Source organism: Mycetohabitans sp. B2 (assembly GCF_021733735.1).
Classification (GTDB): domain Bacteria; phylum Pseudomonadota; class Gammaproteobacteria; order Burkholderiales; family Burkholderiaceae; genus Mycetohabitans; species Mycetohabitans rhizoxinica.
Map to the genome: position 1 here is coordinate 288,017 of NZ_JAHKSP010000048.1, position 14,501 is coordinate 302,517.

Genomic DNA, 14,501 nt, shown 5'->3' on the forward strand with positions numbered 1-14,501 from the left:
AGTCGGTCGCGTTTCACGTTGCCGGCTTCGGATCGAAGCGGCGACGCTTTAGCGGATTACATGGTTCGGGCGCCGCTTCGCTGGATGCCGCGCCCAATATCGCCCCGCAAGTTGTCCCATTAACTCGGCGATGCCCGTATTATATCGATTTTTCTCATATTTCATAGAGTAGAGGCCGAATTGCCGTTTGCTTCACCCTGCCAGCCGCTGAGGACATCGCGAGATCCACGATGCTAGGCCGCGCCGGAACCCATCTCGCCATCCTGCTGCTAAAGCTGTTTGCGCTATTACCCTATGGTTGGATCGCCCGCTTCGGCGATGCGATGGGCTGGTTGCTGTACCGGATTCCGAACAGTCGCCGTCGCGTGGTCCACACCAACCTGAGGCTCTGCTTTCCGCAGTGGAGCGAGACGCGGCGCGAGCAGGTCGCCGAGCAGCACTTCCGCCATGCCATTCGCAGCTACGTCGAGCGCAGCGTGCAGTGGTTCGGCTCGGCACGCAAGTTGGAGAAACTCATTCAGCTCGACAGCGCGTTCGATCTGCGCGATCCGAACCTGCCGCCGACGCTGTTCCTCGGCGCACATTTTGTCGGCATTGAAGCCGGCTCGATTTTCCTGAATTACCAGTTACGCCGGCAATGCGGCGCGCTGTACCAGCCGATATCAAACCCATTGCTGGACAAGGTCGCGGTCGCCGCGCGCGCGCGCTTCGGCGCAGACATGGCCAGTCGCGCCGACAGTGCGCGTATCGTGTTGCGCTGGCTGCGCGAGCGCAAGCCGGTGATGCTCGGCGCAGACATGGACTACGGCATGCGCAACTCAGCGTTCGTGCCATTCTTCGGCGTGCCGGCGTGCACGCTGACCGCGGTGGGCCGGCTCGCGAAGGCCGGACGTGCCCAGTTGGCGCCGTTCATCTGCGAGGTGCTGCCCAATTACAAAGGTTATCGACTCAAGATCTTTGCGCCGTGGCAGGATTATCCGAGCGGCGACGACATAGCGGACGCACGCCGCATGAATGCATGGCTGGAGCAGGAAATTGCGCACATCCCGGAGCAATACTACTGGGTGCACAAGCGCTTCAAAACGCGCCCACCGGGCGAAGCAGGCTTTTACTGACGCTCGACTACAATACGGTGCCATGAAGCTCAAATTCACCAAGATGCATGGCGCCGGCAATGACTTTGTGGTCCTTGACGGCGTGCGCAATATAATCTCGCCCACGCCCGCGCTGGTGCGCTACCTCGCCGACCGCCACTTCGGCGTCGGCGCGGACCAGTTGCTGCTGGTCGAGCGACCCACGCTCGATGGCGTCGATTTCAAGTACCGGATCTTCAACTGCGACGGCAAAGAAGTCGAGCACTGCGGCAATGGCGCGCGCTGCTTCGTGAAATTCGTGCGCGACACCGGCCTGAGCCAGGCGCGCACGATTCGCGTGCAGGTGCAGCACGGCGTCATCACATTGAGCGTGCAGGACAACGGCGAAGTGCTCGTTGACATGGGTGCGCCGGTGCTGGCAGCGCCACACGTGCCGTTCGACGCGTCGGGACTGACACCAGCGCGCGATGGTGACGACCAGCTGTGGCCGCTGGACGTGCATGGCTCGACGCAATGGGTCTCGGTGGTCTCGATGGGCAATCCCCATGCGGTGCAGATCGTCGATGACGCCGATGCCGCACCGGTGAACAGGGACGGGCCGGTTATCGAGTCGCACGCGCGCTTCCCCAATCGCGTGAACGCGGGATTCATGCAAATCGTCTCGCGCCGCGAAATCAAGCTGCGTGTCTATGAGCGCGGCGCGGGCGAAACGCTGGCATGCGGCTCCGGCGCTTGCGCGGCGGTCGTGACCGGCATCCGCCGGGGGGTACTGGACTCGCCGGTGCGCGTGCGCACGCGCGGCGGCACGCTGACCATCTCGTGGGACGGCCAGCGCAACAGCGATGCCTCGGTCATGATGGCCGGCCCGGCAACCACTGTGTTCGAAGGCAAAATCGACGTGCCCGACGAGTTGCCCACATGAGCGCGATCGCCGCCCTAGGCCATCCGGTCGATTGACCCCGATGCGGCGCAGCCTTTACTGTGTGATATTCGCGGTGCCGTCCTCTTGGCCGGCGTGCCCGACGCGCGCCGCCCTCTTAAGCTGAAGCCGAAAACAATCATGAATGATCGCGAAGTCGCCGATTACCTACTGGCCAACCCGCAGTTCTTCGACCGCCACGCCGAGCTACTTGCTACAGTCCGGCTGTCCAATCCGCACGGCAAAGCGGCGGTATCACTGCAGGAGCGACAAATAGGGTTACTGCGTGACAAGTACAAGCAACTCGAGCGCAGGCTGGCGGAACTGCTGCGCCATGGTCACGAGAACGACAGCCTGAGCGCGAAGTGCCAGCGCTGGACACTACGCGTGATCGCCGAACACGATCCGCATGCGCTACCCGCCACGATCACCTCGGGCCTGCGCGAGATCTTCGACGTACCGCAGGCGGCGCTGCGCGTCTGGGATGTCGCGACTGCCTATGCGCAAGCGCAGTTTGCCCGCAGCGTTGGCGAGGAAATCCGCATTTTTGCCAGCAGTCTCGTCACGCCTTACTGCGGCGCGAACGCCGGATTCGAAGCCGCGCAGTGGCTCAGCGACGCCCCCGCCCCGCAAGGGGGAGCAGAGGCGGGCCTGTCGCTCGCCGTCACGACGCCGGACAGGGCGAGCGGTGCCGCGCACGCGCCGTGTGCCGATGCGCAGCCGGGCAGCGCGGCGGGGAACGACACCGGAGCATCACAGCAGACCGCGTCGATCGCGCTGATCCCGCTGCGCGACGCGCAGCAGGCCGATGCGGAAAACGTATTCGGCTTGCTGGTGCTTGGCTCTCCAGACCCGCGCCGCTTCCACGACGGCATGGCCACCGACTTCCTATCGCAGATCGGCGCGCTCGCCAGCGCCGCGCTGAGCCGGTTGCGCGCGCACTAGCGCGACATGTTGTCACCGCAACCTGTCCGATGTCGCCCTCCCCCGATCCGATCGCGCGCTACCTAGACAGCCTCGCCCACGAGCGCCGACTCTCGGCGCACACGCTGCGCGGCTACGCGCACGAGTTGGACATGCTGCGTCAGTTGGCCGGCACCCGCGAGCTGACGCAACTGACGCCCGTCGACGTGCGAGGTGCAGTGTCACGGGCTCATTCGGGCGGACTCTCACCTCGCTCGATCGCGCATCGTCTGTCGGTGTGGCGCAGTTTCTATCGCTGGCTCGCGCTGCATCAACCTCTGACCATGAATCCGGTCGCGGGCGTGCGCGCGCCGAAGCGGGCGAAAACGCTGCCCAAGGCGCTGTCGGTTGACGACGCTGTCACGCTGATGGAAGCGTCTTGCATCGAGACACCTGACGCGTTGCGCGACCGGGCGATGCTCGAGCTGTTTTACTCGTGCGGGCTGCGCTTGGCCGAGTTGATCGGCTTGGACATCGCCTTTGTCAACACCGCGCAATATCGCTCGGTGGGCTGGATCGACCTGGGCACGGCGGACGTCACCGTGCTCGGCAAAGGGGGTAAGCGGCGCACGGTGCCGATCGGCAGCAAGGCGCTCGACGCGCTGCATCGCTGGCTTGCCGTGCGTGATCAACTGCTCAAGCACGATCCGCATCCGCTGTTCTTGTCAGCGCGCGGCATGCGCATGTCCGCCGGCGTCGTGCGCGAGCGGGTCAGGCGGGCCGCGCTCGCAGCGGGCGTTCCATCCCACGTGCATCCGCACGTGCTGCGGCATTCGTTCGCAACGCACCTGCTGCAATCGAGCGGCGACTTGCGCGCGGTCCAGGAATTGCTCGGCCACGCGAGCGTCGCTGCCACGCAGGTCTATACCTCGCTGGACTTCCAGCATCTTGCGCGCATCTACGACCAGGCCCATCCGCGCGCGAAAAAGCGCGATCCAGGACGGCAATAGCCGTCCGGCACGCCGGCATCAGCGAATCGCCGTGCTGCGCGGACGCGACCGCCCCCCCTATACTGACCATTGCAATGAACACTGTCACGCTGAAACCAGGCAAGGAAAAACTGCTGCTACGCCGCCACCCGTGGATCTATGCGAACGCGATCGAGCGCGTTGACGGTCGGCCCGCATCCGGCGCGACGGTCGTGGTGCGTGCGGCCGACGGGCGGTTTCTCGCGCGTGCCGCCTACAGCCCGCACTCGGCGATTCGCCTGCGGATGTGGAGCTTTGACGAAACCGAGCCGATCGACCACGCGTTCTTCAAGCGGCGCATCCAGAACGCGCTCGCGTATCGTCGCGCATTCGTGTCCGGTACCGGCGCGGTACGGCTCGTATTCGGCGAGGCCGACGGCCTGCCCGGACTGATCGTCGATCATTACAGCGGATGGACCGGCGACGGCAGCACCCCGCACGAGCAACTCGTCTGTCAGTTCATGGCGGCCGGCGTCGACGCATGGAAGCCGGCGATCGTGCAAGCCCTGCTCGGCGTGACCGGCTGCGCCAATGTCTACGAACGCTCGGATGTGTCGATCCGCGAGAAAGAGGGGCTTGAGCAAACCACGGGCGTGCTCGCCGGCCAAGCACCGCCGCAGGCCCTGATGGTCGAGGAAAATGGCGTACGGTATCGGGTCGACGTGCAGCACGGCCACAAGACCGGCTTCTACATCGACCAGCGGGACAATCGGTGGCTTGTGCAACAACACGCGGCTGGGCGCGACGTACTGAATTGCTTCTGCTATACCGGCGGCTTTTCGCTGGCCGCGCTGCGGGGCGGCGCCTCGCGGGTCGTGTCGATTGATTCATCTGGCGAAGCGCTGCAGGTCGCGCGCGCGAACTTGGCCGTCAACGACTTCGATCCGGCGCGGGCCCAGTGGCACGACGCCGACGCATTCAAGACGCTGCGGCAGTTGTACGATGCGGGCGAGCGCTTCGACCTGATCGTGCTCGATCCGCCGAAATTCGCCCCGTCGCGCGAGCATGTCGCCCGGGCAGCACGCGCGTACAAGGATATCAACCTCAGCGGTTTCAAGCTGCTGCGCCCGGGCGGGCTGCTCGCGACCTACTCGTGCTCGGGCGCGATCGACATGGACCTGTTTCAAAAGATTGTCGCGGGCGCCGCGGCCGACGCCGGCGTCGATGCGCGGATCCTGCGCCGCCTGTCGGCCGGCGTCGATCATCCGATGCTGACCAGCTTCCCGGAAGGTGAATATTTGAAGGGACTGTGGTTGCAAAAAACCTAGTGCGCCCCACGTCGGGCGGGTCAATGCCGCGTCCAGGCAGGTCAATGTCGCGGCCAGATACCGCGTCCGTTGGCGCGCCGCATCGTCGGCGTCCGGATAACGGTCACAACCCTGCCGCTGCATTTGTGCTTCAATAGAGCATTTCGTGCTGCGCTCGCGCGGACCGTCTCGCAACTTCCACGAAATTTCACGTAAGTAAAGGCAGGCGATGAACATGATTCCCGTCACCATCCTGACCGGCTTTCTCGGCAGCGGTAAGACCACGCTGCTCAAGCGTATCCTGAACGAGCCGCATGGCATGAAAATCGCCGTGATCGAAAACGAATTCGGCGAAGAGAACATCGACAACGACATCCTCGTGCAGGAGTCGGCGGAACAAATCGTGCAAATGAGCAACGGCTGCATCTGCTGCACGATCCGCGGCGACCTGTCCCGCGCGTTGTCGGACCTATCCGAGCAAAAGCGCGAAGGTAAGCTCAAGTTCGACCGGGTCGTGATTGAGACCACGGGCTTGGCCAATCCGGGGCCGGTCGCGCAGACGTTCTTCATCGATGAGTCGATCGCCGACGAATTCCTGCTCGACGCGGTGATCACGCTGGTGGACGCGAAGCACGCCAACCAGCAGCTTGACGAGCACGAGGTCGTGCAACGGCAAGTGGGCTTTGCCGACCGCTTGTTCATCACGAAGGCCGATCTGGTGGACGAGGCCACGCTCGCCGATCTGCGCCATCGACTGCTGCAGATGAATCCGAAGGCGCCGATTCAGGTGGTCAATTTCGGCAACGCCGATATCAAAGAGATTTTTGACCTGCGTGGATTCAACCTAAACGCGAAGCTTGAAATTGATCCGGGCTTTCTCGCCGAGGACGGGCACGACCACGCGCACCACCACGAGCACGGGCATGATCACGCACATTGTGACCATGATCATGACCATTGCACGCACGGTCACCACCATGCGCATCACGACGACAAGATCAAATCGTTCGTGTACCGCAGCGAACGAGCGTTCGATCCCCAAAAATTGGAGGATTTTCTCGGCGGGATCCTGCAAATCTACGGTGAGCGCTTACTCCGCTATAAAGGCGTGCTGTTCATGAAGGGAATCGACCGCAAGGTGGTATTCCAAGGCGTGCACCAGATGATGGGCAGCGACTTGGCCGCGCGCTGGCTACCAGCTGAGAAGAAGATCAGCAAGATGGTGTTTATTGGCGTGGACCTGCCCCGGGACCTGATTACCGACGGCCTGGACGCGTGCCTGGCGTGACGACGTCGTGCGCCAGGTTGCTGGGTCGCGTCGGCGCACGAGATAGCGCGCCGACGTTTCTCCCCCAGTATGGCGGCGGTATCTCGCATAAGAAATAAGAGGCAGCCTGGTCGAGTTTTCATTTCCTTTGGCGTATATTGAGGCATTCGCAATGACGCCGGAAGTGCTCTGTCGGTCCGCGAAATACTGTTTCGGACAGGGTTTTCCGCCGCTATTGGCACCGATTGTGGTTCAGTTACAATACGTGCCCACTGGAGAATGATAACGACGCGGCGCTTGAAGGAGTTCGGCCCCGCAACGGCCGCCGCACATGCCACGATGAATCCGGCGTGGCCGCCGCAAGGCACTCGGCCGCCGCAATTGCGGGCAATGGTAAGTGCGGGCAATGCTCGATGCATCGCCTCACAATGAAGACAGCAAGCCAGATGACGATGACACGACTTTTGACCGAAGCCGAAATCCTGAAGATGAGCGACAAGGATTACATGAACGAGGATCAGCTCGCTTTCTTCAAGCACAGGCTCGAACAGTTGCAGGCGGAAATCCTGCGCAATGCCGGGCAGACGACGGAAAATCTCCGAGAAACCGTGATCGTGCCCGATCCGGCCGATCGCGCGACGATCGAAGAAGAGCACGCGCTTGAACTTCGCACGCGCGACCGCGAACGCAAGTTGTTGAAGAAGGTGCAACAATCGCTCGCGCGGATCGAAACCGGTGAATATGGCTGGTGCGAGGAAACGGGCGAGCCGATCGGCATTCCGCGCCTGCTCGCGCGACCGACCGCGACGCTATCGCTCGAGGCGCAGGAGCGCCGCGAACTGCGCCAGAAGCTGTTCGGCGACTAAAGTGTAGTGCGCCGCTGCATGGCGCGATACGGTCCGGCCGGCTCCCGTCGGAAGGCACGCGATAGGCGTGCCTTTTTTATTGATGGGCGCGTTTATTGCACGAGCCTTGCGCGGCGCATTGCGGCCTGACGCGCGCGCCTTGCGTCATATCCGCACCGTCCCGCATGCGCACGCCTTGATATTGCGCCAGCCGCCCTAAAATAGGCCGGGACGCGCGACTTCAGTCCTGTTCCGCGCCGCTGGCACGCGACCCCGCTTTAAAGGAATTCCACATGGAGCAATATCACGGCACAACCATCGTCTCGGTACGGCGAGGCAACAGCGTTGCCCTAGGCGGCGACGGTCAAGTGACGCTGGGCAACATCGTCATGAAGGGCGGCGCCAAGAAAGTGCGGCGCATCTACGGTGGCAAGGTGCTGGTGGGTTTCGCCGGCGGCACCGCGGACGCATTCTCGCTGCTGGACCGCTTCGAAGGCAAGCTGGAAAAGCACCAGGGCAACCTGACCCGCGCCGCCGTCGAACTGGCCAAGGATTGGCGCACCGACCGCATGCTGCGCCGCCTGGAAGCGATGCTGATCGCCGCGGACGCGGAAACAACGCTGGTGATTACCGGCAACGGCGACGTGCTGGATCCGGAGGGCGGCCTTTGCGCCATCGGCTCAGGCGGCGCATACGCACAGGCCGCGGCCCGCGCACTCGCGGATAACACTGAGCTGAGCGCGCGCGACATCGTCGAAAAGGCGCTCGCGATTGCCGGCGACATGTGTATCTACACGAATCACAGCCGCGTCATCGAAACCATCGAATAAATGAAGCCCGGGTGCCGGGCGACCCCATGCGCGGCCATTGTGCCCGCGCATCGGGGCTTGCGGGCCGATCCAGGCCCGGTGCCACCTGAAGGATGCCGAACATGACTACCATGACTCCCGCTGAAATCGTCTCCGAACTGGACAAGCACATCATCGGCCAGGGCCGCGCCAAACGCGCCGTCGCGGTCGCGCTGCGCAACCGCTGGCGCCGTCAGCAGGTGCTAGACCCATTACGTCAGGAAATCACCCCGAAGAACATTCTGATGATCGGACCGACTGGCGTGGGCAAGACCGAAATCGCGCGGCGCCTGGCCAAGCTCGCCGACGCGCCGTTTATCAAAATCGAGGCCACGAAGTTCACGGAAGTCGGCTACGTCGGACGCGATGTCGACAGCATCGTCCGTGATCTGATCGATATCTCAGTCAAGCAAACGCGCGAATCCGAAATGCGCAAGGTCCGCACGAAGGCGCAGGATCTAGCGGAGGACCGCATCCTGGACATCCTGCTGCCGCAGGCGCGTCCCGTCGGCTTCAGCCCAACCAGCGAGGAGAGCGAACGCGAGAGCGCGACACGCCAGACATTGCGCAAGCGGCTGCGCGAAGGTCAACTCGACGACAAGGAAATCGAGCTCGACATCGAGGCGCCACAGGTCGGCATGGACATCATGGGCCCGCCCGGCATGGAGGAAATGACGGAGCAGATCCGTTCGATGTTCGCCAATCTTGGCGGTGGCAAGAAGCAGCACCGCAAGGTCAAGATCAAGGAGGCCCTGAAGCTGTTGACCGATGAGGAAGCCGGCAAGATGGTCAACGAAGAGGACATCAAGACCCGCGCGGTACAGAACGCCGAACAAAATGGCATCGTCTTCCTCGACGAGATCGACAAGATTGCGTCGCGCCAGGAAGCCGGCGGCGGCGAAGTGTCACGCCAGGGCGTGCAGCGCGACCTGCTGCCGCTCGTGGAAGGCACGACGATCAACACCAAGTACGGCATGGTGAAGACCGACCACATCCTGTTCATTGCCAGCGGTGCGTTTCACCTGGCCAAGCCGAGCGATCTGATTCCCGAACTGCAAGGGCGGTTCCCCATTCGTGTCGAGCTTGATTCGCTGTCGGTTGGTGATTTCGAATCGATCCTGGTACGCACCGACGCGAGCCTGGTCAAGCAATATCAGGCACTGCTCGCGACCGAAGATGTGCACCTGGAGTTCGCTGACGACGGCATCAAGCGCCTGGCGGAAATCGCCTTTTCGGTTAACGAAAAAACTGAGAACATCGGCGCGCGGCGGCTGTACACGGTGATCGAAAAGCTGCTCGAAGAAATTTCGTTCTCGGCCGGCAACCATTCGGGCCAATCGGTCAAGATCGACGCCGCGTACGTGGACAGTGCACTGAATGACGTATCGCAAAACGAAGACCTGTCACGCTACGTGCTGTAACGCCACGTGCTGTCACGCAACTCGCCGCCGTGCCTGCACCGCTCATTGCTTCACTGGTCGTTTCGCCAGCTTGCGTTGCAGCGTGCGGCGGTGCATATTCAGCGCACGCGCGGTTGCCGAAATATTGCCGCCGTTGTCGGACAGCACGCGCTGGATGTGCTCCCATTCGAGCCGTGCCACCGACAGCGGTATCGGATTCTCAAGCGCCTCCTCTGCCTGCGACTCGCTTGCGTCCACGCGCAACGCCGCCAGGATCGTCTCCACGTTGGCCGGCTTGGCCAGATAATTGTCCGCGCCATCTTTGACGGCCTGCACCGCCGTCGCAATGCTCGCATAGCCGGTCAGCACGAGGATCCGCGCTTCGGGCTGTAGCTTGCGCAGTGGCGCGATCAAATGCAGCCCCGAATCATTGCCCAAGTTCAGGTCGACCGTGATCTGGCCGAACGGCAGCGCATCGGCGAGCTTCAGCGCGCTGTCGCGGTCGTGCGCCTGGTGAACGGTATAGCCGCGCCGGGTCAGGCCGCGCGCGAGGATGCCAGCAAATACCTCGTCATCGTCGATCACCAGAAAGTTCATTTCGCTCATTGTGCTTCTCCACTTGAATGCGCTTGGATCGCGGGCAGGCGCAGCATCGCGCGGGTGCCCGTGGTGGCCGGCTGCGGCAACGCGCTCAGCTCGATCGAGCCACCTAGCCGCGCCGCCGTCGTAAACGCGAGATATAAACCCACACCGTGGCCCCCTTGCGTGCTTTCGACCGGTGCCTGCCCGAGTTTGGCGCGCCGTTCAGGCGCAATGCCGGGACCGCGGTCGCGAATGTCAAAGACCAGCATGTCGTCGTCGCACGCCGCCTCCAGCGTCACCGATTCGCGGCTGGCCCGAGCCGCATTGTCCAGCAAGATGGTCAGGATTTGCCCGACCGCCACGGTATCGGCGACCAACACGTCGGCGGGCGCCGTGCCGATCCGCGAGAAATTCACATGCGGGTGACGCAGCCGCCACTGCTCGATGAATGCGTCGAGCCAACTGCCCACCGGTTGCTGACCAGTGGGCAGCGCCGCCCGCGTACGCAGCCGGGCGAGCGCCGAGCGGCACAACGCCAGTTGTTGCTCGAGCAGGTCGAAATCGGCCTGGTAGGGCACAAGCGCCTGGTCGGTGTGGGACTGCTCGCGCAACTCCTCGACCACCATCGCGATGGTCGACAGTGGCGTGCCGATCTCGTGCGCGACGCTGGCGGCTTGCGCGCCCAACGCCACCACCCGCTCGTCGCGCAACAGCCGCTCCTGCGCTTCGCCCAACGCCGCATCCCCCTTGCGCAGCGCGGACGACATGCGCGAGACAAACCACGCGATCAGTCCGACACTGACCATAAAGTTCACCCACATGCCGGCCCGGTAGTAATCGAACAGGTTGGCTGGGTTATCCATGTTCAACGGCACTGAGTCGAAGCCGAGCAGCCAATAGCAGGCGACCGCGAACGCCGCGAGCCAGGCGGCCAGACGCCACGGCAACACCGCCGCCGCAATCGCCAGCGAGGGCAGGTACAGCGACACGAACGGGTTGGTGGTGCCACCCGATAGGAACAGCAGCGCGGACAGCGCACCGAGGTCAACCCACAGTTGCCCCATCAACTCGATGTGCGTTTCCGGCTTGGCCTGAGCCACGCGGATCCACGTCAAGATGTTGAAGACCACTTCCAACGCGATGACGATGAGCATCGCGGTGAGCGGCAAATGCACGCCATAGGCGATCTGCACGACGGCGATCGTTACCAGTTGGCCAATGATGGCCAGGCAACGGAGCCAGAACATATGGCCGAGATTGACCCGGCCGGGATTTGCATACAGTGTCATGCGACAAGTTTACCGGTTCGACGCGGCACGACCCCGCAGTCAACTCAAGCTTAATCACGCTCGCGACACTATGACGCAAGCGCCAGCATGCCGCAGTTGGGCACCGCGGCAGCGATGCGTACGCGCCGTTTCCATGCCGCTCCAGTTGATAGCGGCACTCGCCGACGCACAGCAGTCGCGGCCCGCGCCCCGCACGCTCAAGACGGCACAGAAGGATACGCCACTTATCGGCCACTTGAAGACGAGCCGGCCCCTCAACCCGGATGCGCTAGCTCGGCTGTACAAAAGGGGCTCTTTAAGCGCGCCGCGCAGCAGCTCGGGTGTATCCAGGAGCGGCGGCCGCTCTGCGGCGGGCGAGCAGTCACTGGCTGCGCCACACACGCGCGAACCACGCGCTGGACGAGGCGGCGTTTGCTGCGCAAACTGCGGCAGCTTAAATCCGTTATCTCGACGGCAGTGGATCGCTGGGTCAACAAGCGCCGGCGGCCCTTCGACACGCCAAGGTGTGTGTCACAGTTTCGAATCGAATATAATCGCTTTTTGCACGGTGCTAATCGGCGGCTTCTTCTGACTTAATAAAATAAATACATGAAAAATCAAAAAGCCTTATCTGGATTACTATGGATCGTGGGACTTGGCTTTTTTATGCAAACCCTTGACGCCACGATCCTGAATACCGCTTTGCCAGCGATGGCCAGCCACCTCAATAAAAATCCATTGCACATGCAGTCGATCGTGCTCGCTTACTCGTTGACCGTGGTTATGTTGATTCCCGCCTCTGGCTGGTTAGCCGATCGCTTTGGGACACGATCCGTATTTTTGACGGCCATTGCTTTATTTACTATCGGCTCAATGGGTTGCGCGGCATCGCGATCGTTGGACGAGTTGGTGATCGCGCGCATAGTGCAAGGACTGGGCGGCGGCGTATTGCTGCCGGCGGGGCGGTTAGCCATTATGCGAACGTTCCCCTCCAGCCAGTATGTCCAAGCATTGGGCTTCGTGGCGATACCTGGACTGGTTGGAGCGATCTTGGGACCGACGCTCGGGGGCTGGATCGTATCGATTGCCTCCTGGCGCTGGATTTTTGTAATGAATGTACCGATCGGCATAGTGATTCTGATAGCAAGTCGGATTGTTATGAGCAATATAAAGCTGTCGGTGCACCGCTTCGATTTGAAGGGTTATTTATTGTTCGCTGTATGCGTATTGGCATTTTCGTTGTCGCTCAATGGGCTAGCCGATGACAACCTGCCCAACACCATCGTGGTAACGTTATTAGGTGTCAGCTTAGCAGCATTCGCCGCCTATGGATGGCATGCGATGCGCACCAACCATCCGATTTTTTCGCTGAGTTTATTAGATATACGTACATATCGTGTGGGTCTAGTGGGCAGCTTGGTCGCGCGTCTCGGTGGCGATGCGCTGCCTTACCTCATCCCGTTGCTATTGCAGCTCGGCCTCGGTTATCCACCGCATGAAGCAGGAATGATGATGCTACCTGTGGCAGTGGCAGCCATGGGCGCAAAACGATTCATCGCCCCTCTCATTACTTGCTACGGCTATCGCCGCGTTCTAGTGGGCAACAGCCTGTTGGTGGGCGCATTAATCGCCAGCTTTGCTCTGGTTTCAACAGAGCAACCAGCTGAATTAAGGATGATCCAGCTGCTTGCCTTCGGTGCTTTTTATTCAATACAGACGACTGCAATGAACGCACTGACGTTAAAAGACCTGGTCGGACATGGCGCGAGCAGCGGCAATGCGCTGTTTTCGACTGTCCAAATGCTGGCCATGAGCTTGAGTGTGACTGTCGCAAGTGTTTTATTAATTTTTTTCCAGTCACTGTTTCCGATTGATACGGGCACGGATTCGCTGCCTATCTTTCGTGCCACCTTTATTTGCATCGGATTGGTTACCGCAGGCTCGGGGTGGATATTTTGGCAACTTGCCTCTAAAGCAAGCGGCAGAGATCACGAATGTAGTGCAACAGGCGAAAGTATTAAAGAAACCTCAACAGTGTGACACTGGACACATGTTCAATTGACATTAGCCTTTGGTCACCTGGCAATGGATGGGCCAGTGCTCCGGCTGTCGAAACCATATCAATACGATGTGCGATGGCGATGACGCTGCGCGGGTGCGCCGATGACACCGGCAGTGACTTCCACGCCTATTAGAAACACAACTTAACAATTTCGCTGATGGACTTTGATTCGAACCCCGCCGCCCACGGCGCTCAAATGGCACTCTACGCCATGCAGAACCAGCAAGCCGGTCGCTCTGCGGCAGCTGCCCCGCCTAATCTGACAAGTTTGGCAGCGTCTAGCAGCATGCACGCGCGGCAACGCTTGATGACATGCTCGCACAATGACTCAACGGGGCGCCCGACGACGTACGATGATCTGCCGCCCGAGATCCTTCAGCAAGTGGCCGACCACATGCCGTTCGACGACATCGGCAACCTATCCACTGTGAACAGCCAGACTTATCACGCGCTGCAAGAAAGGCGATTGAGCTGGCTTTGCCGCAAACGCATTTCCCATGCCGGTGCGCTGGATCGCACGTCAGTACAACAGTTGTTGACCGAAATTGAGCGGATTGGCGCCGACTCCCTGCGCGCTGAATTGCTTCAGGCGCTGTGGCAACGGGCAAGAAGGCAGTACAAAGTGAAGCCCGAGTTATTCATAGCAATCTTCCAAGCCGCGGGCCGTGTGCCAAAGCAAGGCTTGCAGGTACAAAAATACATGATCGGGACCCTACAAGGGATGCCGATCCAGTACCAACGCAATCTGTATAGGTTCGTGTATGCAGACGCCGAGCGGCGCGCTCCTGAGCAAGGCAGCACCTGGGGCGCCATCGCATCGATGCTACCCATCTACGGCCATACATCGCCGTCAAACTTGTGGCTTGATGCACCGCAGATTGAAAGCGAATATCGGGCTCTTCTAAGCCGGCTTCCTGCATTGGACGCGTCTGGGCAGGCCGAATTGATAACGGCACTAGCCGACGTGCTAGGCGCCTTCTCATTATCTTTTCCCTCCCCCCAATATCATGCTTATCGTTATGATCTTGCGAGCGCGAC

Annotated in this window: 13 protein-coding genes; 11 read left to right on the forward strand and 2 right to left on the reverse strand. The window is 61.4% G+C overall.

Going from position 1 to position 14,501, the window contains the following annotated elements:
• Positions 1-230: 230 nt before the first annotated feature.
• From KPG66_RS12310 to hslU, 9 genes are all read left to right on the forward strand, one after another.
• A complete protein-coding gene (locus KPG66_RS12310) occupies positions 231-1,115 on the forward strand; it encodes a lipid A biosynthesis lauroyl acyltransferase (RefSeq protein WP_237071011.1) in 885 nt (294 codons plus the stop codon).
• Positions 1,116-1,137: 22 nt separating this feature from the next.
• Positions 1,138-2,016 carry a diaminopimelate epimerase gene (dapF, locus tag KPG66_RS12315; protein ID WP_237071012.1) on the forward strand — a complete coding sequence of 293 codons (879 nt, stop codon included), beginning with the start codon at positions 1,138-1,140 and terminating at the stop codon, positions 2,014-2,016.
• Between the two features lie 138 nt (positions 2,017-2,154).
• Positions 2,155-2,958 carry a DUF484 family protein gene (locus tag KPG66_RS12320; protein WP_041753920.1) on the forward strand — a complete coding sequence of 268 codons (804 nt, stop codon included), beginning with the start codon at positions 2,155-2,157 and terminating at the stop codon, positions 2,956-2,958.
• Between the two features lie 29 nt (positions 2,959-2,987).
• Complete coding sequence (xerC, locus tag KPG66_RS12325) at positions 2,988-3,926, forward strand: tyrosine recombinase XerC (RefSeq protein WP_013436560.1); 939 nt, start codon at positions 2,988-2,990, stop codon at positions 3,924-3,926.
• Positions 3,927-4,000: 74 nt separating this feature from the next.
• Positions 4,001-5,212 carry a class I SAM-dependent rRNA methyltransferase gene (locus KPG66_RS12330; RefSeq protein ID WP_041753921.1) on the forward strand — a complete coding sequence of 404 codons (1,212 nt, stop codon included), beginning with the start codon at positions 4,001-4,003 and terminating at the stop codon, positions 5,210-5,212.
• A gap of 208 nt (positions 5,213-5,420) precedes the next feature.
• Positions 5,421-6,479 carry a CobW family GTP-binding protein gene (locus KPG66_RS12335; protein ID WP_013436562.1) on the forward strand — a complete coding sequence of 353 codons (1,059 nt, stop codon included), beginning with the start codon at positions 5,421-5,423 and terminating at the stop codon, positions 6,477-6,479.
• A 425-nt stretch (positions 6,480-6,904) separates the two neighbouring features.
• Complete coding sequence (gene dksA, locus KPG66_RS12340) at positions 6,905-7,324, forward strand: RNA polymerase-binding protein DksA (RefSeq protein WP_041754583.1); 420 nt, start codon at positions 6,905-6,907, stop codon at positions 7,322-7,324.
• Between the two features lie 272 nt (positions 7,325-7,596).
• On the forward strand, positions 7,597-8,133 hold the full coding sequence (gene hslV / locus KPG66_RS12345; RefSeq protein ID WP_013436566.1) for an ATP-dependent protease subunit HslV: 537 nt from the start codon (positions 7,597-7,599) through the stop codon (positions 8,131-8,133).
• Positions 8,134-8,234: 101 nt separating this feature from the next.
• Positions 8,235-9,572, forward strand: a complete 1,338-nt coding sequence (hslU, locus tag KPG66_RS12350; protein WP_041754584.1) for an ATP-dependent protease ATPase subunit HslU — start codon at positions 8,235-8,237, stop codon at positions 9,570-9,572.
• A 42-nt stretch (positions 9,573-9,614) separates the two neighbouring features.
• Here hslU and KPG66_RS12355 read toward each other — a convergent pair whose 3' ends face one another.
• Complete coding sequence (locus KPG66_RS12355) at positions 9,615-10,157, reverse strand: response regulator transcription factor (protein WP_013436568.1); 543 nt, start codon at positions 10,155-10,157, stop codon at positions 9,615-9,617.
• A complete protein-coding gene (locus KPG66_RS12360; protein ID WP_237071013.1) occupies positions 10,154-11,422 on the reverse strand; it encodes an ATP-binding protein in 1,269 nt (422 codons plus the stop codon). The genes KPG66_RS12355 and KPG66_RS12360 overlap by 4 nt, the downstream gene beginning before the upstream one ends.
• A gap of 588 nt (positions 11,423-12,010) precedes the next feature.
• Here KPG66_RS12360 and mdtD point away from each other — a divergent pair.
• Both mdtD and KPG66_RS12370 read left to right on the forward strand, forming a co-directional pair.
• Positions 12,011-13,441, forward strand: a complete 1,431-nt coding sequence (mdtD, locus tag KPG66_RS12365; protein WP_237071014.1) for a multidrug transporter subunit MdtD — start codon at positions 12,011-12,013, stop codon at positions 13,439-13,441.
• A gap of 329 nt (positions 13,442-13,770) precedes the next feature.
• The coding region (locus KPG66_RS12370) for an F-box protein (protein ID WP_237071015.1) at positions 13,771-14,501 on the forward strand (731 nt) is incomplete at its 3' end.